The organism is Chryseobacterium sp. Y16C, assembly GCF_022488405.1.
Lineage (GTDB): Bacteria > Bacteroidota > Bacteroidia > Flavobacteriales > Weeksellaceae > Chryseobacterium > Chryseobacterium geocarposphaerae.
The window spans coordinates 4,550,193-4,576,440 of sequence record NZ_CP092711.1; the positions used below are offsets into that span (position 1 = coordinate 4,550,193).

Annotated in this window: 27 protein-coding genes and 1 tRNA gene; 12 read left to right on the forward strand and 16 right to left on the reverse strand. The window is 34.6% G+C overall.

All coding sequences use genetic code 11. The features are described 5' to 3' along the window. Positions 1-22 precede the first annotated feature (22 nt). The 4 genes from MKS83_RS20755 to MKS83_RS20770 all read right to left on the reverse strand — a co-directional run bounded on the left by MKS83_RS20755 (position 23) and on the right by MKS83_RS20770 (position 3,417). Positions 23-1,081: an MlaD family protein gene (locus MKS83_RS20755; RefSeq protein WP_240581163.1), complete on the reverse strand. Its 1,059-nt coding sequence runs from the start codon at positions 1,079-1,081 to the stop codon at positions 23-25. Between the two features lie 11 nt (positions 1,082-1,092). Then, positions 1,093-1,872: an ABC transporter ATP-binding protein gene (locus MKS83_RS20760; RefSeq protein ID WP_240583210.1), complete on the reverse strand. Its 780-nt coding sequence runs from the start codon at positions 1,870-1,872 to the stop codon at positions 1,093-1,095. Continuing rightward, entirely contained in the window at positions 1,872-2,636 is a 765-nt protein-coding gene (locus MKS83_RS20765) for an MlaE family ABC transporter permease (protein WP_240581164.1), read from the reverse strand. The genes MKS83_RS20760 and MKS83_RS20765 overlap by 1 nt, the downstream gene beginning before the upstream one ends. Before the next feature lie 118 nt (positions 2,637-2,754). Continuing rightward, a complete protein-coding gene (locus MKS83_RS20770) occupies positions 2,755-3,417 on the reverse strand; it encodes a BON domain-containing protein (RefSeq protein WP_240581165.1) in 663 nt (220 codons plus the stop codon). A gap of 165 nt (positions 3,418-3,582) precedes the next feature. On the opposite strand from MKS83_RS20770, the gene MKS83_RS20775 reads away from it, so the two are divergent. Beyond that, entirely contained in the window at positions 3,583-4,515 is a 933-nt protein-coding gene (locus MKS83_RS20775; RefSeq protein WP_240581166.1) for a 1-phosphofructokinase family hexose kinase, read from the forward strand. Between the two features lie 52 nt (positions 4,516-4,567). Here the strand turns inward: MKS83_RS20775 and MKS83_RS20780 are convergent, their stop codons facing one another. From MKS83_RS20780 to MKS83_RS20805, 6 genes are all read right to left on the reverse strand, one after another. Beyond that, positions 4,568-4,981 (reverse strand): Dps family protein, encoded by a 414-nt coding sequence (locus MKS83_RS20780; RefSeq protein ID WP_240581167.1) that lies wholly within the window; start codon positions 4,979-4,981, stop codon positions 4,568-4,570. Between the two features lie 284 nt (positions 4,982-5,265). Next, the gene (locus tag MKS83_RS20785) at positions 5,266-5,436 is read right to left on the reverse strand and encodes a hypothetical protein (protein WP_240581168.1); all 171 of its coding nucleotides are present in this window, start codon (positions 5,434-5,436) and stop codon (positions 5,266-5,268) included. Between the two features lie 252 nt (positions 5,437-5,688). Further along, positions 5,689-6,729, reverse strand: coding sequence for a terpene synthase family protein (locus MKS83_RS20790; RefSeq protein ID WP_240581169.1), 1,041 nt, complete (start codon positions 6,727-6,729; stop codon positions 5,689-5,691). Between the two features lie 175 nt (positions 6,730-6,904). Next, entirely contained in the window at positions 6,905-7,405 is a 501-nt protein-coding gene (locus MKS83_RS20795) for a terpene synthase family protein (RefSeq protein WP_240581170.1), read from the reverse strand. A 617-nt stretch (positions 7,406-8,022) separates the two neighbouring features. Continuing rightward, the gene (locus MKS83_RS20800; RefSeq protein ID WP_240581171.1) at positions 8,023-8,331 is read right to left on the reverse strand and encodes a hypothetical protein; all 309 of its coding nucleotides are present in this window, start codon (positions 8,329-8,331) and stop codon (positions 8,023-8,025) included. A 20-nt stretch (positions 8,332-8,351) separates the two neighbouring features. Next, complete coding sequence (locus tag MKS83_RS20805) at positions 8,352-9,017, reverse strand: BON domain-containing protein (protein WP_240581172.1); 666 nt, start codon at positions 9,015-9,017, stop codon at positions 8,352-8,354. A gap of 461 nt (positions 9,018-9,478) precedes the next feature. Here MKS83_RS20805 and MKS83_RS20810 point away from each other — a divergent pair, with 461 nt between their 5' ends. From MKS83_RS20810 to MKS83_RS20845, 8 genes are all read left to right on the forward strand, one after another. Next, positions 9,479-10,849 (forward strand): L,D-transpeptidase family protein, encoded by a 1,371-nt coding sequence (locus tag MKS83_RS20810; RefSeq protein ID WP_240581173.1) that lies wholly within the window; start codon positions 9,479-9,481, stop codon positions 10,847-10,849. 7 nt (positions 10,850-10,856) lie between these two features. Continuing rightward, positions 10,857-11,732, forward strand: a complete 876-nt coding sequence (locus MKS83_RS20815; protein WP_240581174.1) for a universal stress protein — start codon at positions 10,857-10,859, stop codon at positions 11,730-11,732. Between the two features lie 124 nt (positions 11,733-11,856). Beyond that, a complete protein-coding gene (locus tag MKS83_RS20820) occupies positions 11,857-13,068 on the forward strand; it encodes a PAS domain-containing sensor histidine kinase (protein ID WP_240581175.1) in 1,212 nt (403 codons plus the stop codon). Beyond that, the gene (locus tag MKS83_RS20825) at positions 13,068-14,120 is read left to right on the forward strand and encodes a response regulator (protein WP_240581176.1); all 1,053 of its coding nucleotides are present in this window, start codon (positions 13,068-13,070) and stop codon (positions 14,118-14,120) included. The genes MKS83_RS20820 and MKS83_RS20825 overlap by 1 nt, the downstream gene beginning before the upstream one ends. Positions 14,121-14,199: 79 nt before the next feature. Then, positions 14,200-14,580 (forward strand): hypothetical protein, encoded by a 381-nt coding sequence (locus MKS83_RS20830; protein ID WP_240581177.1) that lies wholly within the window; start codon positions 14,200-14,202, stop codon positions 14,578-14,580. Between the two features lie 66 nt (positions 14,581-14,646). Beyond that, a complete protein-coding gene (locus MKS83_RS20835) occupies positions 14,647-15,066 on the forward strand; it encodes an Hsp20/alpha crystallin family protein (RefSeq protein ID WP_240581178.1) in 420 nt (139 codons plus the stop codon). Between the two features lie 103 nt (positions 15,067-15,169). Then, positions 15,170-16,537, forward strand: a complete 1,368-nt coding sequence (locus MKS83_RS20840) for an MBL fold metallo-hydrolase RNA specificity domain-containing protein (RefSeq protein ID WP_240583211.1) — start codon at positions 15,170-15,172, stop codon at positions 16,535-16,537. A gap of 40 nt (positions 16,538-16,577) precedes the next feature. Continuing rightward, positions 16,578-18,290, forward strand: a complete 1,713-nt coding sequence (locus MKS83_RS20845) for an adenosylcobalamin-dependent ribonucleoside-diphosphate reductase (RefSeq protein ID WP_240581179.1) — start codon at positions 16,578-16,580, stop codon at positions 18,288-18,290. Between the two features lie 450 nt (positions 18,291-18,740). Here the strand turns inward: MKS83_RS20845 and MKS83_RS20850 are convergent, their stop codons facing one another. From MKS83_RS20850 to MKS83_RS20860, 3 genes are all read right to left on the reverse strand, one after another. Next, positions 18,741-19,670: a hypothetical protein gene (locus MKS83_RS20850; protein WP_240581180.1), complete on the reverse strand. Its 930-nt coding sequence runs from the start codon at positions 19,668-19,670 to the stop codon at positions 18,741-18,743. A gap of 392 nt (positions 19,671-20,062) precedes the next feature. Next, positions 20,063-20,142: transfer RNA gene (locus MKS83_RS20855), tRNA-Leu, on the reverse strand. Positions 20,143-20,222: 80 nt separating this feature from the next. Beyond that, positions 20,223-20,990 carry an MBL fold metallo-hydrolase gene (locus MKS83_RS20860; protein WP_100377941.1) on the reverse strand — a complete coding sequence of 256 codons (768 nt, stop codon included), beginning with the start codon at positions 20,988-20,990 and terminating at the stop codon, positions 20,223-20,225. A gap of 54 nt (positions 20,991-21,044) precedes the next feature. Here MKS83_RS20860 and MKS83_RS20865 point away from each other — a divergent pair, with 54 nt between their 5' ends. Both MKS83_RS20865 and MKS83_RS20870 read left to right on the forward strand, forming a co-directional pair. Further along, positions 21,045-22,472, forward strand: a complete 1,428-nt coding sequence (locus tag MKS83_RS20865) for a nicotinate-nucleotide adenylyltransferase (RefSeq protein WP_100377940.1) — start codon at positions 21,045-21,047, stop codon at positions 22,470-22,472. 13 nt (positions 22,473-22,485) lie between these two features. Then, on the forward strand, positions 22,486-22,935 hold the full coding sequence (locus tag MKS83_RS20870; protein WP_100377939.1) for a GAF domain-containing protein: 450 nt from the start codon (positions 22,486-22,488) through the stop codon (positions 22,933-22,935). Positions 22,936-23,024: 89 nt separating this feature from the next. Here the strand turns inward: MKS83_RS20870 and MKS83_RS20875 are convergent, their stop codons facing one another. The 3 genes from MKS83_RS20875 to MKS83_RS20885 form a co-directional block, all read right to left on the reverse strand. Next, the gene (locus tag MKS83_RS20875; protein ID WP_240581181.1) at positions 23,025-23,765 is read right to left on the reverse strand and encodes an ABC transporter substrate-binding protein; all 741 of its coding nucleotides are present in this window, start codon (positions 23,763-23,765) and stop codon (positions 23,025-23,027) included. A 25-nt stretch (positions 23,766-23,790) separates the two neighbouring features. Then, on the reverse strand, positions 23,791-25,113 hold the full coding sequence (gene mgtE / locus MKS83_RS20880) for a magnesium transporter (protein ID WP_240581182.1): 1,323 nt from the start codon (positions 25,111-25,113) through the stop codon (positions 23,791-23,793). A gap of 84 nt (positions 25,114-25,197) precedes the next feature. Further along, the gene (locus tag MKS83_RS20885) at positions 25,198-25,752 is read right to left on the reverse strand and encodes a pyruvate decarboxylase (protein WP_240581183.1); all 555 of its coding nucleotides are present in this window, start codon (positions 25,750-25,752) and stop codon (positions 25,198-25,200) included. 173 nt (positions 25,753-25,925) lie between these two features. Between MKS83_RS20885 and rpsO the strand changes: the two genes are divergently transcribed. Further along, a complete protein-coding gene (gene rpsO / locus MKS83_RS20890; protein WP_100377935.1) occupies positions 25,926-26,195 on the forward strand; it encodes a 30S ribosomal protein S15 in 270 nt (89 codons plus the stop codon). The last annotated feature ends 53 nt before the right edge of the window (positions 26,196-26,248 follow it).

Below are 26,248 nucleotides of genomic sequence, written 5' to 3' on the forward strand. Positions count from 1 at the left end.
TTTTGAATGGATTAACAGTAAATTATCTTTTTTGCTTTTCGGATTCTTTTTTCTTTTTATTAAAATAACCTCTCAGCAAAAAATTATTCTTAGCTGCAGCTTCTATCTCTCTTAATTCGCCGACACCTTTTCCAATATTAATGATGGTAGAATCCACAGACTTGCCAAGTTTAGGATTGTTAGTAAGCTTTGATAGGACATTCTCATCATTATTTATTTTCGACGTAAACTGAATAAGATCATCAGAGCTTTTTTCAAGATTGCGGAGTGTATTTTTTATTGAAATAGCTAAAGAATCATTGGAAGATAATTGAGAAAATACATTGTTTTTATCATTTAGCTTTTTTGTGAACATACTAATTTCTTGGGAGCTGTTCCGTAGATTAGAAATACTGTTTTCAATATGATCTGCCCATTTCTTATCAGTAAAAATTTTTGATGCAGTTCCATTTTTATTATTCAGAATGTAGGTAAATTTTGCCAATTCTTTGGAACTTAATTGTAGATTTTCTAAGGTTCTGTCAATTCTGGAAGCAAAATCTTTATCGGTCATTATTTTTGTCAATAAGCTATTCTTGTTGTTCATTTTACCGCTGAACTTAACGAGCTCGTAGGTAATTGCTTTGGCATTGTCGGTACTTTGTTTTACACTTGAGAGTATATCATCTATCTCAATGGTTTTATAAGAAGTAATGATGTCATTATCCTTTACAATGGTGTTAGAAGTGGTTCCGGGAGAAATAATAAGAATTTTATCACCCATTAACCCGTCTGATGCTATGCTGGCAACAGCGTCAGTTTTAATATATTTTTGCACATCCTTTCTGATCACTAATTTTACCGAAACCAATGAATCTGAGATAAAATCTATTTTGCTTACAGTTCCTATATTAATACCGGAAAGGCGTACATTACTGCCCTGTTTTAATCCGCTGACATTTTTAAATTCTGAGCGAAGAACGAAATTAGAGCCAAATAAATTCCTGTTGACACCAATAAAGTAGATGGCTATTATGAAAAGAAGGATGCCAGCGGTGACAAAAATTCCCAATTTCCAGTTGTTTGATGACTCCTTGTTCATAACTGATTTATTTATTTCTCAAAAAAAGATCTTACCCAATCATCGGCATTATGCTCTATGTCTTTATAGCTGCCTTCAGCTTTAATGAGACCGTCCTTCAGGACGATGATTCTGTCACCGGTATATTTTGCACAGGTTAAATCGTGTGTGATGATAATGGATGAGGTATTGTACTTTAATTTGATATTTCGAATGACCTCTATAATTTCACGGGCTGTGATGGTATCTAAACCTCCGGTTGGCTCATCATAAATGATAATTTCAGGTTTAATGATTAATGCTCTGGCCAGCCCGATTCTCTTTCTCATTCCTCCGGAGAGTTCTGCCGGCAATAGGTCAATCGCTTCCTCCAGTCCTACATTTTGTAATGCTTCTTTAACAGCCATTTCTATTTCCTGCTCGGTAAGCATTTTATTATTGTGCTGCAATGTAAAGACTAAATTCTCTCTAACCGTCATTGAATCATATAGGGCTCCATTTTGGAATAAAAAACCAATTTTCATTCGAATCCTGTTGAGCTCTTCCTCATTCAATTTTGTTATATCCTTTCCTGATATGAATATTTCTCCTTTATCAACTTTTGTGAGACCTACAAGGCATTTAACAGTAACAGATTTTCCCGAGCCCGATTTTCCTAAAATGACCAGATTTTCTCCTCTTTTAACGGTAAAGCTTATGCCATTCAGCACCTTATTACTGCCATATGATTTGTAAACATTTTTAAATTCTATCAATGTTTCGCAGTTTTGTAAACCATTATACCCGGCTGTAAATATTTCCCTATTTTCCATCATAATTTAAAAAATAAGTCGGTTATCTGTACGGCTATAAGATCAATGATAAAAATGATCAGTGATGCTGAAACTACGGCTAAGTTAGCCGCTTTTCCCACACTTTTAGTACCTCCTGAAGCATTAAATCCTTCATAGCAACCAATAATCCCAATAAAAAATCCGAAAAAGAAGGTTTTAATGATAGCCGGTAAAATATCTTCATATTCTAACGATTGAAATACATGGGAGAAATAATGTTCGATATTGCTTTCGCCGTGCATATTGATGCCTATAAATCCACCCATAATCCCAATCAGATCGGCATATAATACTAAAACAGGAAGCATTAATGTCGTAGCAAGGGTTCTGGTTACCACCAGATACCGATAGGGGTTGATTGCTGAAACCTCCATGGCATCAATTTGTTCCGTTACTTTCATAGAACCTAATTCTGCCCCAATTCCTGATGAAACTCTTCCTGCACAAATCAAAGCTGTAATAACCGGAGCAATCTCCCTTATTAATGACAGTGAAACCATACCGGGTATCATAGACTCTGCACCGAACCTTGCCATAGCCGGCCGTGACTGTATAGTGAGTACCAATCCCATGATAAAAGCTGTTATCGTTACCAGAGGCAATGACTGGTAACCAACAACAAAACACTGTTGTGTAAACTCCTTAAACTCAAATCCCGGTTTGAAAATTTCTTTAAAAAAGCGCCCCGAGAATAAAGCTATATTGCCTGCAATGCTAAGGTTATTTTTAAAATAGGTTTTCACGATGTTGCATTTAAAATATTCCAGTGCACTGTATTGATGAGCTATATGAAAAAAGTCTTAAGCCGATTGATAAAACCGACGGTTTGTAATTTTTAGAAATGAGTGACAAGCCTATTACTTACAAATCATACTCATAATCTACTTCTAACTTGTTTTTTACATCCTGTATACCAGGTGTTTTCCAGGCAATACGACCAGCTTCCTCTTTTTGATGCCAGGTATGTACCGTGCCCGTTAATGTGGCAGTTGTTCCGGATACGGATACACTGATTTCACTATTATCGATCGAACTTCTGTCAAGAGCCTTTTCAATATCATTCTTTTCAACAGTATCCCGGATTTCGGGGTTAATGGTAATATTATTGTAAATACCTTTGACACCGGGAAGATACTTGACGGCGTTTTCTGTAATTTCCCTTAAGTACTCCCAAGATACTTCACCATCCAGATCTACCCAACCGTCTTCTACTTTTACGGTTATTTTTTCTTGTGGAATAAATGAATTTGCATTAAATGCAGCTATAATTTCACTGGCGATTTCGACATCGGTTTTTGTCCTGGGATCTGGTATTTTTACTTCGATATCTTCTACCAAGACTTTTACCCCAAAAACATTTTTTGCGGCATGCTCAGCCTGCAGTTTTTTTGCATAACTGTCTACATTCCCTGTAAGGCAAACAATTCCGTTATTTACAGTAACACCAATTTCTGCTGAATGAAGCAAAGGTTCCCATAGAATGGCATTCTGAACATCTTTTTGTAATTCTGCGTTTGTCTTCATTTTTCATACAATTTTATATTTCAAAGTTCCAGCAACTTCGTAAAATATAAGATGATCAACATCACAGTGAATCATGATGTTAATCAGGGTAAATATTTGGTGATGTGTATTTTATTATTGAAATTTGGATAGCTATGTAAGTGCTTAGCTTAAAAAATTAGTAAAATGGACAAAACTATTTTAACAATAACGTTGAACCCGTCGGTAGATAAAAGCAGCAGTGTTCAAAATATCATTCCTGAAAAAAAATTACGTTGTGATTCTCCTAAATATGAACCGGGAGGAGGAGGAATTAATGTATCCAGAGCCCTGAAAAGATTGGGGATAGCCTCAGATATTTTTTTTACTTCAGGAGGAAGAACCGGTGGATTGCTTGAAAAATTGCTTAAAGCCGAAGAGCTAAATATATTCCCTTTCGATGTTACTTCAGAAACCCGGGAGAATTTCATTGTTTTGGATATCTCCAACAATAAGCAGTACAGGTTTGGGTTTCCCGGAGAAGAGCTGACGAAGGAAGAAGAAAAGGATATTCTAAGCAGTTTGCCTATGGTAAGTCTCTGTCCGGATTTTGTCGTCATCAGCGGTAGTTTACCAACAGAAACAAATCCGAATTTTATAAGAAAACTTATTAATATGTATAAGTCAAAGGGAAGTAAGATAATTATCGATACATCAGGAGAAGCTTTGAAAACATCTGTAGAAGAGGGTGTGTTTTTATTAAAACCGAATATTGGGGAACTTGCCTATTTAGTGGGAAAAGAAAAGTTGGAAGAAACTGATGTAGATCAAGCTGCCCAGCTTATCATTTCGCAGGGTAAAGCTGAGGTTGTAGTAGTGTCATTGGGTTCTCTGGGAGCTGTTTTATTTTCAGCAAGCGAAAAAATTAGGATTGAGGCACCACCTGTAGAAGTGAAAAGCACTGTTGGTGCCGGAGACAGTATGGTTGCGGGAATGGTTTCGGTTTTGGTAAAAGGAGGAGATTACAAAAAAGTCCTTTCCATGGGAATCGCTTGTGGATCTGCCACTACAATGACCGAAGGAACAGGACTTTTTACAATTGAAAATGCAAAGCACTTATTTGATCAAATTTGGAAATAACTCTTAACTAAGAACTATATATTAGAGTTGGCTTTAATTTTTGTCTGCAAATTTATTCTATGATATATGAACGTAAAAGCCAAGCCATTTTCTGATGTATTTCTAAGAGGCGAGTTATAAAATGACTTGTTCTTATGTCGTGTAAGTCATCCTTACAGTTCATGGTATATTCACAAAGTCTAAGAATAAGACTTTCATGATCTTGTAACAATTCTGTAGTAAAAGCCTGGCTGTTATGTCTCTCCCCATTTTGTTCTGTAAAATGAGTTGACCTTAAATACGATTGTAGAGTTGCCGATACATACTGACCGAGAGACCGTATCCTTTCTGCAATACTGTTTACGATATTATCCAATTGTTTGGATTGAGTTTCAAAAAATAATGTTAAGAATTTAATTATATTGTGTTCCAAATACTTTGTTAACCATATACCTGACCAGAAAAAAGTATGTTTTAAATAATCCATTTTAGTACTAAAGAATAGTTACCTCTGTTAGCTATAAGGAAATGTTCTGTCTTGTGTTGTTTTATTTTTAACCCTGTCAACGTTATTGTAAAGCTCAATTGAGCTCCATTTTAAATAACATATAGTAGTCTAAAAATATCTATTTCAATCTCAATTTTTATTTCCTCAATTTTTAGATTGCTTGCATTATCAAAGTTAAATTTACCTTTTGCAGTAAAGGCTTTATTGCAAGATATACCTTCATTATCTCAAATGTTCCATTAGTAGAAAAAAAACATCATTCATCAAAAAACTCTATTGAGAGTATCTATCTCAATATCTGTTGGATTAATTTCTGCTTTCCAGTGGTTACAAACATAGTCTTTTGGTTGTGTATTGTTTAATACATTATGCCATGTATCATAATCATTGCTTAATTTTTCAGCAAGCCTGTCTTTTATTCTATCAGTTTTCATGCGTAATCTTAATTTTGGTATTATTTAAAAGACCATGAAGTGATATAATCAGCTGATTTTTAGTGAAGAATCTTAGTAATCGTACTCTGAACATAAAAGATTCTTTTGTTTTGACACAGTAATATTTGCATTGTGGAGATCCATTAATTTTAAAAATCCTTTTCTGTATTATTATCTTTTCAGTACTAAGAATTAAACAGGAAAATGAACTTTACTTTCAATTTTCCTGTTTTACTATTAGATCTTATGGAATTATTTTTTCACAAAAACACTGTGTGGGATCTGAATATCATCTCCTTCTCTGCCGTATTGTGGAACAATAAAAGCCTTATGTTCGTACCTTTTGGTCCCGGAGTTATAATACCAATTGGCACAACCGCTTATCTGCAATTTAATGTGATAAACATGGTCATATGCCATTTCTTGAAATTCACCAAATTTCAGGTGATGGAGAGATTTGTGTAGATCATCCAGCTCCTGACAATATTCATCATGCAGCTTCATGGCTTTATCACAGGCTTCCTGATAAGAAAGATTTTCGTGGTGTCTTAAAATGAAAATAATATTTAAACATTCTTTTTCAATTTCAATTTCTTTCATTAGAGAGGCAAAATCATTTTGTATGGTAATAATCAGAGAGAGTAATTCTCTGCAGCGCTGTATAACAGGATGGTTATAAATATGTACTGGCAAAGGAGAATTGGTAGCAGGATCTATTAAATCCCCATAAGGCCACATACCGATTGAATATTTTCTGAAACTAAAATAATGAGGAAGCAAGGGATAGGTTATTTTTTCAGCTTGTTTGAAAGGTATTTCCTCTTTCATACCATATACAATAAATTCATAAAAATTTTTGGATACACGCTCTATCCAAAACTGAGGCATACCATTGGCAATCCATTCTTTCCTCGCTTGTGCCATTTGTCTCAAAATACCTATTTCATCAGGAGCGGGATCATCACCCATCATTACTTCATAGACGCGATTGGCCTGAGCTTGCAATTCATCAGCTGGCGTTAATCCAAAAAAATCATCAAAAATTGTAATATAGATCATTAATCTTGCACAAGGGCGCATATGTACTATACTATTGCAGGTTGGATTCATATAAGTAGCAACTCTGGATAAGAACTGAGGTTTGCATCTTTTTATCCCTTCTTCAGAAATAAAAGTATAATCATTATCATACCAGCTTTTTTCCTCTTCATCAAAGGCGTTAGCAATAGGACTTTCAATTGTTTCCCAAGGATATTTGCATTTGGGTAAAATTAATTCTTCTCTTATGTTCATAGGTTTAATTTTGTTTTAAGAACGTTAATAGAATATGACAATCATGAGTAGTTTTCTTTTATACTTTTTTATATTTGATTCAGCCTGCTTTTCAGCTCTTCCGCATCCGGAAATTCCATAGCATTATAACGAGCCAGTTTTGTAGAGATATTCTTCCATCCACTTAAAACCATGCTCATATAATGGATCCAGTTGACAACGGCATCCTGTCAGATGCCAAAATCAGGAAGAGAAGATTGTAATTCCACAAATTCCCAAAGATCTTCATTGTGAAGGCGTTGATCTTCCAGACAGGCTTCTTCAAGGGAGATCTGCATGCTAATGCCTGCAAACGACGTATCACGGGATGATCATGAATTTCCTGAGGAAGGATAACATCGGTTTCCACTTCTGTCAGCTGCAAAAAAGGATATAAGCAGATGGAATCTTCCCGCAGGGCAATACATTTTGTTATCGTAGGGAATTTTTTATTTTTTTTATTATTTACTCCTTTTGCTAAGCCGATGAAATATCTGTTAATCATTTGAGTGAATCTTGAGATTGATTCCTCGGGGATAAATTGCAGAAGCTCCTGTCTTAGCGAAAATAGCATGGTTCCCAAAGGAATGGTTACTTCTTCAGTATTAATTTTGCCATTCAGAATGAGCTGTTTTGGTTTTTTTTGTACTTCTTGCAAAGATCTGGATTTTGCTCGTAAAGCCACATATATTCTCCGTCGATCCAGTCTTTTCGGTAATCTCCTGCAGAAGATCTGCAGGAGGGTTTTTTAATGTTGGGAATGGGTACTTAAAATGATTATTAAGTAATGATAGGGTGTTCATGGTTGTATGGTTTATTAATTTTTCATAGAATATTGGTCTTGTTTTAATCTCTAACAATGCAGTACCATCTATAATCTTGTTTGATGATAGATGGTAGAAAACAAAAATTACAAATAATATCAATTCCAAATTAATCATTGCAAATACATGCATGACTATTTGATTATTTTATTGGGTAATTGATAAATAACGGTACTTTATTCAGGCAGGTGACTAAATTGTCTGTATAGGCAGCAATAGTAAACTAATGAATCAAGAAACGATTTCATTTTTTAATTCTATGGAATAATATATTTTTCATATTTAATAGTTTGGTGGTTAACATTTTGTGGTATTAATTTCTCTTACTAAATTAAAAAATTATTCAATATAGACTAATTTTTTTTAAGAAAATTTTAAACTTCAACTCTTTTGATTGAAAAAATATTTTCAATAATTAACTATCCTTTATGAAATGTAATGATTTACGGTTTTAAATCTCAAAAGAAGGGTCTGTAATAAAAATATAGTGTCTGTTAACTGGCATACCCAGATGGCCGTCCTTTTTCTTCTTGAATACGGGATCGGCATCTTCCTGTTGGGAGTCCCCGTTATGTTGTATACAACATAACGGGAAAGTATGTTTGTCATGATAGTCAGTTCCTTCCACGTTCCAGTGGGCATTTTTTGTTTTTATATGCAAAACGTTTTCATCCTCTTCTAAAAATATTTTAGCTGTAATTATTCCTATACTTTCAGCAGCACCGGTTATAATGGCTACTTTATTTTCTAATTTGCTCATGAGTTCAGATTAATTCCTGGTTAATAAAAGTCATACTCATAATTAACTTCAAGTTCATTCTTTACATTCCATATACCCGGAGTTTTCCAGGCAATACGGCCGGCTTCTTCCTTCTGATACAGTGAATTTGCAGTTCCCGTTAAAGTTACTGTTGTTCCTAAAACGGCTACTTTAATATCATTATCGTAAATTGAGCTTCTTTTCAATGCGTCCTGAATGTCTTTTTTTTGTATCGCATCGTCCAATTCTGATTTAATTGTAATTTTATTGATCAACCCCTTTACGCCGGTAAGATATTTTACCACGCTGGCTGCTTCCTCTTTTTGGTAGTGCCATGGTAATTCACCTTCTAAGGTTACCCATCCATCTTCCACTTTTACCATTATTTTATCATCAGGAATAGAGTAATTAGATCGTAAAGCACCCAATACTTCCTTGGCTACTTCAGCATCAGTCTTTTTTAATTCGCTTGGAAATTTTACTTCAATGTTTTCAACTAAAGCCTTAACACCTGCAACTTTTTTGGCAGCATTTTCTGCCTCAGCTTTTTTTGCATAGTTGTCGACTATACCGGTAAGAGAAACAACACCGTCTTTTGCAATAACGCCAATTTCTGCAGCATGTAATAATGGTTCCCATTTAATGGCATTTTGAACATCTCTTTGTAATTTTGCATTTGTTTTCATTTCAACTTTTTTTGGATTAATAAATGTTTAAAGTTTGTTAATTGGAAGAATTTTATAATTGCATTAAAACCATCTTTTTAATTCTGTTGCTCAAAATATTTTTCTTTTAACTGATTGATATATTTAGTGTGATACATAAGAATTGAGAAGTGTTGCGCATAAAAATGATAAGCTTATGATGTTGTATTTTTTTCATGATAATGTTTAGGTTAATTCATCCCAAAGGTCACCAAACTGTATGAAAAATAATATGATACGTATCACTGCGAAAAATGATGCTGGTCAGTTCATCAATTCAACCTCTTATAAGCATAAAACTCTAAATCAATTTACTTATAGTGCATATTTGGAGAACTTTGATAAAAGATAGGTTAGAGTATAGCGGCATCATTATTTTTAGTGATGCCAATCATTATTTGACGGTAAAGTAATTTGGAAATTTGTGGTATAAATTTCAGATTATGAAAGCTTTTTTAACATTCACCATTATTCTTTGCTTTGCAATAATCACACAAGGTCAGGATTTAAAAACATCGCAGGGAATTATTTCTTCACTTAAAGACAATGTTGCTCTCTCAAAACTGCATTACCCCCAATCGGTTATTAGGTTTTATACCAGAAATAATGATGAATATGCATGGATAACTGCACAAAGATCAGATCAGTCTGAAATTGCAATGTTACTGTTGGAATATTCCTATCGATTTGGACTGTCTCTATCTGACTATCATTGGGATGCCATTTCTCTTCAGAAATTGAGAAAATTGCGAGATACTCCTGCGGAAACGAGTGAAAAAGAGAAAGCTGAGTTCGATATTCTGATGACGGATGCGCTGATCACTTTCATCAATAATCTGCATTTGGGAAAATACAACCCATTGTACGAATCATCATATGTCGATTCCAATGATATTGATGGATTTCGATCCGACGATATACTGCTGAATGCAAGACAACAGAAAGATTTCCTTAAGACAGTCCTTGAGGTGCAGCCTAAAATAAAAGAATACGCGGACTTTCAAAACTATTTAAATACCCTCTATTCGGAAAATGACTGTATAGCCCCACAAAGGGAATATGAAAAAATCATCATCAATATGGAGCGTTTACGATGGATTGATACTAAAGAGACAACCTATATTCTGGTAAATATTCCTTCCTATACATTGAAACTTTATCATCAGGATGATGTATTTGATTTTAAAGTTATTGTAGGGAAGCCTACAACCAAAACACCAGTTTTGCGAAGTAAAATCAATTATTTTACAACGGCACCCGACTGGAAGGTTCCCCAAAGTATTTTCATAAAAGAAATGCTGCCTAAAATCTTAAAAAGCCCCCAATATTTAGAGAGCCATCATTACTCGGTTTATGATAAAAACGGGAACCAGGTTGAAATAAATTCATCAAAACTAAAAGAGATCCGTCAAAATCCTCATCGGTACAGTGTAAGACAGTCATCAGGTTGTGATAATGCACTGGGAGCGGTGGTTTTTAGATTTGAAAACTCTTATGGAATATATCTCCATGATACTTCTCAGAAACAACTGTTCAATAAAGATGAAAGAGCTTTGAGCCACGGCTGTATTCGTGTTGAGAATGCTAAAGAACTCGCAACGCTCATGCTAAAAAACGATGGTTCTGCAAACAAGATTCCTGTTTTGGAAAGTGCAATGTCAGAGTATAAAAGGAAAGATTTTGTTCTAAAGGAACCTGTTCCGATTATTATAGCCTATCTGACCTGCCTAATAATGGATGGAAAGCCTGTATTATATGAAGATATTTATCATCTAGATGATTCATTAGAAAATATGTTTAACCAAAATAAATAATCAGATTATGAGAACAATTTTAGTACCCACAGATTACTCAAAGTCAGCGCGAAATGCTGCCTTTTATGCTCTGCATTTGGCCAATGCCCTGAAATCCAGTATCGATTTATGTCACGCCTTTGGAGTACCGATTGAAAGTCCAATGCTTGGTCAGACTGCCTGGTCGCCGTATGAATATCCAGATTTATACGAAGAAAATACAAAAGAGCTTAAAAAGTTGGCAAAGGCGCTGGAAGACAGAGGAAAAGTTCTATGGGGAGATGAAGCTTTTCCATTTCATCCTTCGATACATTATAGATGTGAAGGAGGTGACGCAGTTCATGTGATCACCAATATGGCAGCTGAAAAAGACCCGCTCCTTATTGTTATGGGTATGCAGGGAGCAGGGATGCTTACTCGTTTTGTTTTCGGAAGCAACAGCATACAGATGATTGAAAGCACAAAGTATCCACTTCTTTTAATTCCGTTAGGCTATAAATATAATGGCCTGAAGAAGATTGCCTTCGCAACAGATCTGAATAGAAAAGACATTAAAACGGCTCAGTTATTAATTGGATTTGCCAAGTATTTTGATGCTGAGCTTTTGATTACCCATATTATTCAGAGTAATAATGATGTAATCCAGGATGTTGATTATGAGCATAAAAAAGAGATGTTTCTAAAGAATCTGAGTGGTAAAATTTGCTACAACTGCATATACAGTGAAAATATAGATTACGGTTTGGAAATACTAAAACATAAAGACATTGATATGCTGGTAATGGGACATCATGACAAAAGTTTTTTCAAAAGACTATTTTTGGGAAGTCATGCCACAAGACAGGCTTTCGAATTAGAAATTCCATTATTAACCATTCCTGAAAACGGTCATATTCATTTTTGAATTGATTATCAAATATAGTTTTTATATAGTACGGATAATATTGAATACATAAACATTTTCATAGATCATACATGTTCATTGTGCTAAAATGCATAACTTTATATTGCTGCATAATACGATAACTATGGAAAGTGCCAAACTGTTACAAGCCATCATTGAAACGGCTATTGACGGTATTATTACCATTGATGACAGAGGGAGAATAGAAAGCCTGAATCCCTCCGCACTAAAAATATTTGGCTACAAAGCAGAAGAATTAATCGGGAAAAATATTTCAGTATTAATGCCGGAACCGGATAGGAGCCGGCATGATGGTTATTTACTCAATTATCAGAATACCGGCGAAAAAAAAATCATTGGAAAAGGAAGAGAAGTAAAAGGATTAAGAAAAGATGGCACACAATTTCCTTTCAGGCTTGCTGTAAGTGAAGTTCAGTTTCAGGAAGGTACTATTTACACAGGGTTTATCCATGATCTTTCCAAAGAAAAAGAAGCGGAAGAGTTTCTTAAAAATTATACGATGGAGCTTGAAGAATTAGTCGAAGACCGTACAAAATCGCTTAAAAAAATGCTTTACGAGTTGGAAGAGGCAAAGGACGAAGCGAATGTATCGCTGGAAAAAGAAAAGGAACTGAACCGTATGAAAAGCCGTTTCGTATCAATGGCATCTCATGAGTTTCGTACTCCTTTAAGTTCTATGCAGCTGTCTGTTATTTTGATAGAGAAATACCTTCAGGTTTCGGATAGTCTCCAGATCGTAAAACACCTTCATAAAATCAAAACAGCTATTGGGAGTCTGAACGGTATTCTCAATGATTTTCTTTCATTGGAAAAGCTGGAAGCAGGGATTGTACATCCCAATCATTGTCTATTTGATGTCATCAAATTTTCAGAAGAACTTACGGAAGAAATGCAGCTCATCACCAAAGAAGATCAAATTATAATTTATCAGCATACAGGATCAGAAAGTGAAATCAATTTAGATCAAAATTTATTGAAGAATTGCCTGATGAACCTGATAAGTAATGCGATAAAATATTCCGGGGAACATACCCTGATTGAGTTTTCCACAGAAATAAAAAAAAATCAATATGTATTTTCGGTAAAGGATAATGGAATAGGAATACCTGAAGAAGATCATTCTGCTCTTTTCCAGCCATTTTTCCGTGCTCACAATACAGGAAATATTCCCGGGACCGGCTTAGGTCTCAATATTGTTCAGCGCTATGTCAGTCTTATGGATGGGAAGATACAATTTGAAAGCACATTTGGTAAAGGAACTGAGTTTACTTTATCATTTCCTAAAAATTATAATAACATTCCAATTGAGTTGTGATGAAAAAAATACAGATTCTGATCATAGAGGATAATGAAGACATTCGTGAGAGTACTTCTGAAATTCTTGAGCTTGCCAACTATGAAGTATATCAGGCTTCCAACGGTAAACAGGGCATAGATCTGGCCATAAAACATATTCCGGATATTATACTGTGTGATATTATGATGCCGGAACTTGATGGCTATGGAGTACTGCATCTTTTGAGTAAAAGAGAAGATACTGCACTTATTCCTTTTATTTTCATAACGGCAAAAGCAGACAGGATGGAAATAAGGAAAGGCATAGAAATGGGGGCAGATGATTATCTTACAAAACCTTATGATGACATAGAACTTCTGAACGCTATAGAAAGCCGTCTGAAAAAAAGGGAACGACAGAGAAATATTTACAGTTCCAATCTTACACAAATCACCAATTTATTTCAGGCATCACATGGACTCGAAGAATTGCAAAAAGCGTTTAATGAGAGGAAAATAAAGTCTTTTAAAAAAAAGCAGGTGATATATTATGAAGGAGATGCAGCAAGTATGGTATATTTAATGATATCCGGTTCTGTAAAAACAACAAAAATGACAGACGACGGGAAGGAATTGATGACCGGAGTATATAGCGCTGAAGATTATTTTGGCATTACCTCATTATTTGCAGGAAAAGAATACAAAGAAACGGCAGAAGTTCTGGAAGATGCCACCCTATGTTCAGTTCCCAGAGAAGTTATCGACCAATTGTTTTACAAATATCCCGATGTAGCAGAAAAATTTATTAAAATTCTTGCCGGAAATGTTATCAGTCATGAGGAGCAGCTATTGCAGCTTGCTTATTTTTCAGTAAGAAAAAGAATGGCAGAGGTACTGCTTAAATTATACGGTAAATATAGAGATACTGAAAATTTTGAGATCTCCAGGGAAAACCTGGCTTCTATGGCGGGAATGGCTATTGAAACAGTAAGCAGGATTCTCAGTGATTTTAAAGAAGAACATTTAATAGATAGAAATGCGGGCAGGATTACAATATTGGATGTTTCACGTCTTCAAAAATTAAAAAACTAATTTCTGTCACTTTTTATAATGATTTTATACATTGAATAGTTCTATTGGGTTCAATACATTTGATTATTCAAAAGACATTATGAAAGTGATAGTTTATAATATAAATCAAGAAGAAAAAGAACTTCTTGCGTTGGCTAATCGTAAAACACACAAGATTACCATCATAACAGATCCTTTGAATGAAAACACAGTTCATTTTGCAGAGGCAAAAGATGTTGTCATTATCATACATCAGGAAAATCAACTTTCACATAGTTTTATCCTGAAACTTATTTCATTGGGAATACAATACCTCATTTTAAAATCGAAGGAAGAGTTTTTTATTGATTTACCAATTATTAAAAATTCCGGAATACAATTCCATATTATTAAATGCTCTGATCCAAGACTGGCTGCATCCTTGATCATTAAAACCTTAGATGGTTGGGAAAATCGTGACCAGGATCATATGAAACCCTAACTGAGATCATAGTTTGCATGCTGTTTCACTAATACCTTTGGAGTATTAATTTAAAATAGATTTATTATGAAAACTTTAGAAAAAAGCACTCAATCTCCAATGGATCGTGTAATAGAAGACTTCTGGAATAAGGATGGATTTTTAGATGAATCAATGAAAATGGAACCTACCATTAATATTATTGACAGGAATGGTGTCTATAGGGTTAAAGTATCAGCTCCGGGCTTTAAGAAAAAAGATTTTAAGGTAGCAGTGGAAGACGGATCACTTATTATCAGTGCTGAAAAGAGTGAGGAGAAAAAAGAAGAACAGGAAAATTTTGTAAGAAAAGAGTTTTCTGCTTCTTCATTTTCCCGCAGTTTCCGTTTACCGGAAAACATCACTTTAGGTCATATAAAAGCCAATTATAAAAACGGATTGTTAAATATTACGATCAGTAAAACTAATCTGGATAAAAGAGAGGTAAAAGAGATTAAAATACGCTGATTTTTTTCACTATTAATTCATAAAACCTGTTGAGCACTTGAAAATGGTCTTAGTCATAAGACATTACATTTTCAATGAGCAACAGGTTTACAACAAAAAAGAAATGGATACAATGATTATAAAATCCCTTGGAGGAGCGGGAACGGTTACCGGATCCAAACATTTACTGAAAACCTCCGAGCTTACCATATTAATCGACTGTGGCTTGTTTCAAGGGATAAAAGCACTTCGTGAACAAAACTGGGAATCTTTAAGTATCGATTTAGCGGAAATTGATATTGTCATTCTTACCCATGCTCATCTGGATCACTGCGGATATATTCCCCTTCTTGTAAAAAACGGGTTTAAAGGTAAAATTTATATGACTGAACCCACGAGGGAACTAACCAAATTAATTTTACTTGACAGTGCAAAATTACAGGAAGAGGATGCAGAAAAAGCAAACTATCATCATTATACAAAGCACCATCCTGCAAAGCCCCTATACACGATAAATGATGCTGAAAAATCTTTTAAACAATTTTTTACTGTTAAGGAAAATACCAGCATACAGTTAAGTAATCACATACACTGCAGATTCAAGCCTTGTGGTCATATCATTGGAGCTTGTTCTGTAGAAATTGTGTGTTTTGATAAAACGATAATTTTTTCCGGTGATATAGGACGTAGCCACAGTGCTATTCTCCCGCCACCTGATTTTTTCACCAAAGCTGATTTTTTAGTGATGGAATCAACGTACGGAGACAGGCTTCATGACAGTACCGATTTGTATGATAGTTTGGCGCATTGGATCAATCATACTGTTAAAAACCATGGCAATGTGATTATTCCAAGTTTTGCTGTGGGCAGAGCACAGGAACTTATTTATATTCTTTATCAGCTTAAGGAACAAAACAGAATACCTCATAACCTTCCAATAATAATGGATAGCCCTATGGCAGCTTCGGCCACTGATATTATGGTTGAATATGCTGAGTATACTACTGTAGATCGGGATAAATGGCTGGAAATTATTGAGCATGTCAATATTAATAGAGAATATGCAAATACTGCGGAAATCGTTCATGATAAGCAAAGTAAAATAATTATTGCAGGAAGTGGTATGCTTACAGGAGGACGTGTGCTTGAATATTTAAAGCATGATATAGGAAATAGCCGGAATACAGTATTGATTGTTGGATTTCAGGCAGAAGGTACTCGCGGTAGAGCATTGCTTAATGAATCTCATGAGTTAAAAATTCACGGAAAATACTATCCGGTAAAAGCAAAAATAGTGGAATTAACGGGGTTATCTGCCCATGCTGATCAATCTGAACTGATAGAATGGATAAGAAAATATAAGAATCCGCCTCGACAGATCATGTTGGTTCACGGTGAGCCCTCCGCATTGGAAGCATTACGGGTTAAAATCCAGACAGATTTGAAAATACCTGTTAAAATTCTGATAAAAGATATGGAAGTGGTCTGTTGAGATAAGGGAGGATATCGTTAATTGATTTAAAATTTACTCTATGGAACTTCTTACCAAAAATGCCGTACAAATTCTGGAAGACCGTTATCTTCTGAAAAATGATGAAGGTATGGTAATAGAAACTCCAGAGGCCCTCTTCAAACGGGTTGCAGAATATATTTCCGGTTGCGAGAATAAAGATACTGCCAAATGGAGCCAAGCCTTCTATAATGCAATGAGTGAACTGAAATTTCTGCCTAATTCACCCACACTTATGAATGCGGGCTGTGATCACGCACAATTAAGCGCTTGTTTTGTATTACCTGTAGAAGATAGTTTGGAAAGTATTTTTACAACCCTTAAAAATGCGGCTTTAATCCACCAAAGTGGAGGAGGTACCGGGTTTAATTTTTCAGCTCTTCGCCACAAAGGAGATCTGATAAGTTCTAATAAGGGAGAATCTTGCGGTCCTGTTTCTTTTATGAAAATTTACGATGCTGCCACTGAATATGTAAAACAGGGAGGTAAAAGAAGGGGAGCTAATATGGGAATCCTAAATGTTGATCATCCGGATATTGAAGAATTCATCATGTCAAAATCAGATAAGAAATCTATACAAAACTTTAACCTTTCAGTAGGAATCAGCAATGCTTTTATGAAAGCAGTAGAAGATGATTTGGATTGGCAGCTCATTAGTCCACATACTCAAAAAGTAACCCGAATCATTTCTGCAAAATTGCTCTGGGAATTGATTGTACAGCAAGCTTGGAAAACGGGTGATCCCGGATTGATTTTTCTCGATGCCATTAACAATTCCAATACTACACCTGATCTGGGTAGGATACAGGCAACTAATCCTTGCGGAGAAGTTCCTTTATTTGATAATGAAAGCTGTAATTTGGGTTCTGTTAATCTTTCAAGAATAACAATATGTACTCGTGGGGAATATGAAATAAACTGGCTTGAATTATCCCGGATTATTCATATTGGAATCCGTTTTCTGGATAATGTCATTACACTCAATCATTATCCACTTCCCGAAATTAAGATCACTACTTTACATTCCCGAAGAATAGGGTTAGGAGTAATGGGCTGGGCGGAATTGCTTATTCTGTTAAATATTCCATATGCATCTAAAAAAGCCTTGGTATTGGCAGAAAAACTCATGAAGTTTTTTCAGAAAGAAAGCTATAGTGCTTCAGAAAAACTGGCTTGGGAACGAGGTGCTTTTCCAGGCTGGGGACTCAGTAAATTCGGGGTTTCTAACAGAAAGATGAGAAATGCAACCTGCAACAGTATTGCTCCTACCGGAACTATTTCAGTTATTGCCAATACTTCTTATTCAATAGAACCTTTATTCGCTTTGGCTTACAGACGAATGGGTATTTTAGGAGGTAAAATCCAAACTGAAATCAATGCTGTATTTATTCAAAAAATGAAAGAATTGGGTTTATGGAATGAAGAAACGGAAAAGATCGTTTTGGAAACTGGGAATTTAAATGAATGCAAAAATATTCCTAAGAAGGTAAAAGATATCTTTACAACAGGATTAAATATTCCGTGGCAATATCATTTATTACATCAGAAAATATTTCAAAAATATACTGATAATGCAGTTTCTAAAACCATTAACCTCCCTGGAAAGACTAGCATACAGGATATTTCAGATATTTATAAAACTGCTTATAGCTATGGCCTTAAAGGGATAACGGTGTATCGTTATGGTAGCAGAGCAGGTCAGGTACTACAGAAATGCAATGTTATAGGTTGTTGAATATAGCTGTATAAATTGATTCAATATCTGTATCTTAATAAAAAGGTAAATGAAATTCTTATTTATAATAGTGAAGGGAGACTGATTAAGAAATCAAACTTAAAAAGCAATTCAATATTAATAGATAATTTACTGAAAGGTTTAATTAATTATTAGAATTGTAGTCTTTAAGACTAAAAATCCATCTCTACAATTATTGAGATGGATTTTTATAAGTTTATTTTTAACTTAAAAAGAAAAAACTGTTCAGATTTTTTTACCATGTTTTTTCGTTGATAAAAGTAAGTATATTTTCTTTAACAAACAATTTTTGACGGTTTAAAACTATTAATAAATTTTTCAGTCGTCACTTCCTCAGACTTCTCGTTTCTTCAAAACGCTTGTCATTCGTTGCTTCTTTGTTCAAAATTAAACTCACAATATTTATAAAAGATTATATCTATTACTTTATTATAGATCCCATTGTAAGATCCCATTTTCATCCGCTTTAATATGCTGTTTAACTGGAATAAATTTTGCGCCGCTTTTTCCATCTGGTGCTGGAATAAACCAAACTAACATTGCGCCAGCAAATTTTAATTTTTTGTCAACAACAGATGGTTTTAAGACAATATTTTCCTTTTGAAATGAATTTACAATACTAGGATATATAATGCCTTCGATCTCATATTGTGTTTTCAAGTTTTCTATTTTATTAAAAACTCTGTCACTATAATAATTACTTAGTTTATAGGAATTTCCTTCATCAAATCTAGCAAATTGATCTGCAAAAAACATTAAATTATTATAATCATATTCTGAGTTTATTTGCTTTTTGATTTGTTCATTTGCTTTTATAATATCTTCACTTTGTATTGTTTCTGACTTAAAGCCTACTGTATCATAAAAATCTTTAAAAGTATTTTCAGAATGGGGGATTTGAGCTAATGTTAGAGGTTCAGTTATTTGCCACATTCCTATCGTAAATAAGGATGAACCTTTATCTAAAACTTCTCTTCCGTTAACAATGCATTCTGTGCAGGCAATGGGATAATCAAAAGCTCCATAGAACATTGACTCGTTAGGTTTGTTGGCTCTGCCAAAATCCGCTATTAAATACTTTAAACTTTCAGGAATGTAAGATATCTCATCAATCTTATCAAAAGGTTTATTTTCTGTATTTTTTATTTCACGAGCTCTGTAAATTATATTAAGACCTCCCGCCTCTCTTTGATTTAGTTCGAAAGGTAAATTTTGAAAATTATATATTGAAATTGGAATTCTCGGAAATGCAGTATTACATAATTTTAGAATTTGAGCATAATCAAATTTGTCTCCATTTTCGAGTAAAATATTCTTTATTTTTTGCGTCTCTTCAATATTTATATATGTTGCTTTCATTGCTAAAACTAATAAAAAATTTATTTAAGATTTAAACCTTATTACGATAAGGATAAAAAAACTAAGATTTTATATATTTCCTATATTTGATTTAAATTTATTAATTCTTTGATAGAATTTTGTCATTTTATCCCCACTCATAGCAATAATAGGTTTCTTTTTAATTGTTTTTTTAGAAACTTGATGTAATAGATTTGCTATTTTTCAAGCTCCAATAAAGCAACTCGTGAACAATTAGTAAATAAAATTTCTAATAATTTCTGGGAAGAATATAAGGATTATGAATTTAAATTTACTGATGGAACGATAATGTCAAAGGAAAATTAGCCACCCTTTTGACCACCCTAAAAATCAAAAACCTCTGAAAATCAAATGATTTTAGAGGTTTTTTGTACCCAGGACCGGGATCGAACCGGTACTCCTAAGAACTGGTGTTTGAGACCAGCGCGTCTACCAATTCCGCCACCTGGGCAAGTGTGTTACCTTGTTTTGAATCGGTGTGCAAATATAGAAACTTTTCTTTATACTCCAAAGTTTTTTAAAGAAAATTTTTCAGAAATTAATCTCCAAACCATCGTAGGCAAGGTGCATTCCGGGCGGAAGTTGCTTGTCTTCAATATCATGCAAGCCCAAATGATGACTGATGTGAGTTAAAAATAATTTTTTAGGTTTCAGCTCTTCAAATAGTTTTATAACATCCGGAAGAATAAAGTGGGCAGGATGAGGATCAAACTTTCTGATACAGTTTAAAATTAAGACATCAAGATTCTTTAATTTTTCTTTTTCAGTATCTGAAATAAAACCTGCATCAGTGATGTAGGCAAGGTTTTTAAATTTATATCCGAAAACGGTAATTTTAAAATGAATTACTTCAACCGGAGTAATTTCTATATCTAGAACATGGAAAGGTTTGTTTTCAATATCATGAAGGTCAAACGCAGGAGCTCCGGGATATCTAACATCTGCAAAAGCGTAAGGAAATCGGTTTTTAACTTCATTTCCTACTCTTTGATAACAATAAAGGGGAATATTTTTCCCACTTTTAAAAATCAGCGGGCGCATATCATCAAGCCCAATTACATGGTCGTTATGTTCGTGGGTAAGCAAGGTGATATCAACGTGTGTCTCGTGGTTTGAAAGCATTTGCTGTCTGAAATCGGGACCGCAATCGATAAGTATTTTTTTGTTTTCGTCTGTAGTTACCATTACAGAAGAGCGGAGTCGACTGTCTTTGGGGTTTTCTGAAGTACACACTTCGCAAGTGCAGCCAATAACGGGTACGCCTTGGGAAGTTCCCGTTCCTAAAAATTTCAACTTCATTTTCTTTTGAGGTTGGTTTAATTTTGGTAAATTTACGAAAAATTTAATGTCCTAATGTATCAGAAACTAACTCCTAAACAAAAAGCATTAACAATTAATCTAGATCCTACTATTTATGGTACTTTCGCGGAAATTGGAGCAGGGCAGGAGACTGTTCGACACTTTTTTAGAGCAGGAGGAGCTTCGGGTACAATCGCTAAGGCAATGTCTGCTTATGACAAAGATTTTAGTGATGCAATCTATGGAAAAGAGGTAAAAAACAGATATGTTACCCAAAACAGACTTCGAAAAATGTTACGCTATGAAGTGGCATTGATTGAAGAAAGGATTTCCAGAGAAAACAACCCCAACAGAAAGTTCTTTTCTTACGCCAATACGGTAACTACAATTAATTTTGATAAAACCGTTAAAGGTCATGGTTGGGTAGGGATCCGTTTTCAGGTAAAAGAAAATGAAGATTATAACGAAATCGTAATTCACGTAAAGTTTAAAGAAAATGATGCTACTTTACAGCAGGAAACTTTAGGAAACCTTGGAGTAAACCTTATTTTCGGAGCTTTCAATTATTATGACAATCCAAGGACTTTGGTAGAATCTCTGTATGATGATGTAGCCAAAGACAACCTTGAAATTGATATGATCGATTTTAACGGGCCGGCTTTTGCTTATGTTGACAACAGACTGATGTCTCTGCAGCTAGTGAAAAACGGAATGACAGATGCCGTGATCTTCAATTCACAGGGGAATAACATGCTTCCTGCAGACATTTTATACAAGAAAAATATTTTTGCAGTAAGAGGGAGTTTCAGGCCTGTAACCAAGGTGAATATTGATATGCTTCAGAATGGATTGAGCATGTTCATGAAAGATGCTGCATGTACTCATGATGAAACGGAAGTCTTAATAGAAATTACTATTTCAAACCTTCGTGCAGACGGAGATATAGATGAAAGAGATTTCTTGGACAGAGTAGATGTTCTTGGGAAACTTGGATATACTGTAATTGTCTCAAACTTCTCGGAATATTATCGTCTGATTGATTATTTTGCTTCTTACACCAATGGGAATATCGGAGTTGCAATGGGAGTGAATAATCTATTGATGGTATTTGATGAGAAATACTATAAAGATTTGTCAGGAGGAATATTGGAAGCTTTCGGTAAATTTTTCAGAAACGGGATGAGAGTGTATCTGTATCCTTACAAAGATCCGGAGACGCACGAGCTTTTGGACTCTGAAACCCTTAAAGTAGGAGAGAACCTGAAAGAATTGTATAAATATTTCAAGCTCAATGAACGTATTGTAGATATTACCAACTATAATCCGGAGTTTTTGGAAATTTATTCAAGAGATATTTTGAAAAAAATTGGATGTAATATCAAAGGCTGGGAAACTCAGGTTCCGGAAGGTGTTGCAGAAATGATTAAAGAACGAGGAATGTTTGGGTTTAAAGAAGATTTTTCTTTAAAACAATTCTCTTAAAAATAATATAATAATGTCAGAATTAAAGAAAAGACTTTCCTCTATTCTGGAAAGTCCTAAACATAATACGGAGGAGAAGCTTGAAAAAGTTTGCCACCTTTTGGATCAGGAAATTTCTTATTTCAACTGGACGGGTTTTTATTTTAAAAATGGAGATAAAGACGAGCTGAAATTAGGCCCTTATGTTGGAGCCCCTACAGATCATACCATTATTCCTTACGGGAAGGGGATTTGCGGGCAGGTTGCTGTTTCCAACGAAACATTTGTTGTTCCGGACGTGAACGAAGAAAGCAACTATTTAAGCTGTTCAATTGATACTAAAGCTGAAATTGTAGTTCCTATCTTCAAAGACGGTAAAAATATCGGACAGATTGATATTGATTCACATACCATTGATCCGTTTACGGCTGAAGACAGAGAATTGTTGGAATGGCTTTGTAATGAAGTATCTAAAATATTATAATTGAATATTTTTAATAAAAAAACCTCCGGCTTGAAGAGCCGGAGGTTTTTTATTTTCATATGATGACTGATGTAAATGAATTTTGATCATTAAGAATTTTGAAACGCATCAATTTCCTGAAGCAATTCTTTAAAATAATTTTCGCATTTTGCAATATGGGTTCCGTACCACGAAAAAGCTTCCCCGTCTACAATCATAATCTTTTTGTCAGGGTAAAATTCTCTAAACTCTTCAATATGTTTTTCTTTAAAAGGAAAGGGTTCGGAAGAAAGCATAATAATATCAGCTTCTGCTAAATCTTTGGTCTGAATTTCCGGGTAACGGATTCTGTTCTTAAAGATATTTTCAAATCCGATTTCAGTCAGAATTTTGTGAATAAAAGTATCTGAACCTATCGTCATATAAGGGTTTTTCCAGATAAGATAAGCTACTTTTATGTTGGAATTAATTTTTGCCTGATTTAAAACCTCATAAATTTTAAGATTAAAAAGTTGTGCTTTATCTTCTTTATTAAAGATTTTACCAAGGTTTTTGAGCAAATAATAATTGTCTTCAATAGTTTCTACATTGGTAACAATAACTTTAAAATCATCCATCAAAGCTTCTACCTGCTCTTTTATATTCTCTTCTTTGTTGGCAAGAATTAAATCGGGCTGCAGAGCTTTGATTTTATCAATATTAATGTTTTTTGTTCCGCCGATAACAGTTACATTTTTTACTTTTTCTCCAGGATGAATACAGAATTTTGTTCTTCCTACAACTTCGTTTTCTGTTAAACTCAAATCAAATAATGCCTCAGTAATAGAGGGAACAAGAGAAACAACTTTCATACTACTATTTTAGATTTGTCTAAAATTACAAAAGTTTACCGGTTAAGAAAAGTCCGGCCACAGAAAAATAAATGATAAGTCCTGTTACATCTACCAGTGTTGCTACAAACGGAGCAGAAGAGGTTGCAGGATCCAGTTTTAATTTTTTTAGGATAAAGGGAACCATAGATCCTGAAAGGGTACCCCAAAGTACGATCATAATTAAAGAAACTCCTACACTGAGTCCAACAAAAGGCCAGTACATTCCATAATTGAAGAAGCCTGCTTCATGCCAGATCATAATTCGTAAGAATCCGATTGCTCCCAAAATACTTCCCAGGAATAAACCGGTGAAAATCTCTTTTTTCATAACGTACCACCAGTCTTTTAAGCCAATTTCCTGAAGAGCCATTGCTCTGATGATTAGTGTGGCAGCCTGAGAACCGGAATTTCCTCCACTGGAGATAATTAACGGGACAAATAGAGCAAGAACAACCGCTTTCTGAATTTCATCCTCAAAATAACCCATTGCCGAAGCGGTCAGCATTTCAGAAAAGAATAAAATAATCAGCCACATTCCTCTTTTCTTCACCATCTCAATTAAAGAGGTTTGAGTATACGGAACATCCAGGGCTTCCAGTCCCCCGAACTTCTGAATATCTTCGGTGTTTTGCTGCTCAATTTGATCAAGGATATCGTCAATAGTAACAATTCCTACCAGAACTCCGGCTTCTGTAATAATCGGAAGTGCTGCCCGGTCATACTTTTCAAAATACGGCACAGCATCTTCTTTTGAAGTGGTAGTGGTGATCGCAACAAAGTGATTGTCGGTAATTTCAGATATTAAAGTATCTTCTTCCGCCAATAATAAACTTCCTAATGCAATATCATCAATCAGGCGGTTTCTTTCATCCACTACATATAAGTGGTTCATGGTTTCCACCTTTTTGCCCACTTTTTTTATTTGCTGCAGGCATTTTTTTACGGTCCACTCCTTACGGATCTGGATGTAATAAGGAGTCATCAGACGGGCAATAGAATCAGAATTATAGCCTAAAAGTTTCAGGGCAATTCTTCTTTCCTGCGGATTAAGATGATTGATGGAATATTTGATCAGTTCATCCGGAAAGTCCTCAAATAAGGCAGTCCTGTCGTCCGGTGTCATGGCATTCAGAATCTCGGAAACTTCATCGCTTCCGATACTTCTGATAGTCTCTTCCTGAAAGTCAGGGTCAAGATGCGAAAAAACGTCGGCTTTGTATTCTTTCGGAACCTTCAAAAATGCTAAAAGCCTCTCATCAGCGGGAAGTCCACTAAGAGTTTCGGCAATATCGGCAGGGTTAAAGATAAGTTCGTCTCTGGAATTCAAAACGTGAAATTTTTGGATATGCAAAAATAATTTAAATTTTCAAGAAACGGGAATAATGTATAAAATTTAAGGAATATTTAAAGCCTAGAATCCGGCTTCTGCTGTAGGCCTGATCTTTTTTAATTTCTTTAGAATACCTTTTATAGCGCCGTTGGTCCCAATTTTTATGGAGTTTTCAGTAGATCCTAATAAGCGCATATTTTTACGGTAGGTGTCGTAATCTGTTTCCGTAAGAAGGTTTCCTGCTGCATCAAAAAGCTTCATACTGATGACAACCTGATTGGAAAATACATATTTTCCTAAGCCTACTTTAAAATACTTTACTTTAGGAACGATAGCAAAATCAGTTGCATTATTGCTGCAATAATCGATAATGGTCTGTTTGTCGATGCTGTCATAAGGAATCTGCACTTCAGCTCTCAGCATTTTGTTTTTCTTCATATTGCTGGTGTTATCAGAAACAGCGCTGAAAAATGCATTATTGGTAGGTTCTTTTATTTCCTCAATATCAGGTTCTACTTCAGGATTGAAGTAAAGGACTTTCTTTATCTTGTCGTCGGTGTTTTTTTGTGCTTTCATTGAAGCATTTCCGATCAGTAAAAAAGAAGTAATGGCTAAAAAAAGTAAAAGTCTTCCCATTTGTAATTTCGATTGCAAAATTACTGTCTTTTAGTGGGATGACATAATTTTTTTAAGAAATTTTTAACATTTTTTTCTATCAATTTCCATACATGAAATCAATAATGTTTGTAGAATCAAAATAAAGTCGTAATTTTGCACCCGTTACATAATAATCATTAAACAATATTGGAATGTACTTAACAACAGAAAAAAAGCAGGAAATTTTCGCAAAACACGGAAAATCTGCACAAGACACAGGAAGTGCTGAAGGACAAATTGCACTTTTCACTTTCAGAATCAATCACCTATCTCAGCATCTAAAGGCTAACCGTCACGATTTCAACACAGAGAGATCTCTAGTGAAATTAGTAGGTAAGAGAAAGAGTTTACTAGATTACCTTAAAAACAAAGATATCGCAAGATATAGAGCAATTATTGCTGAACTAGGTTTAAGAAAATAATCTATAAAGATTTTCACAAGAGCAACTTCGAAAGGAGTTGCTTTTTTTATGGA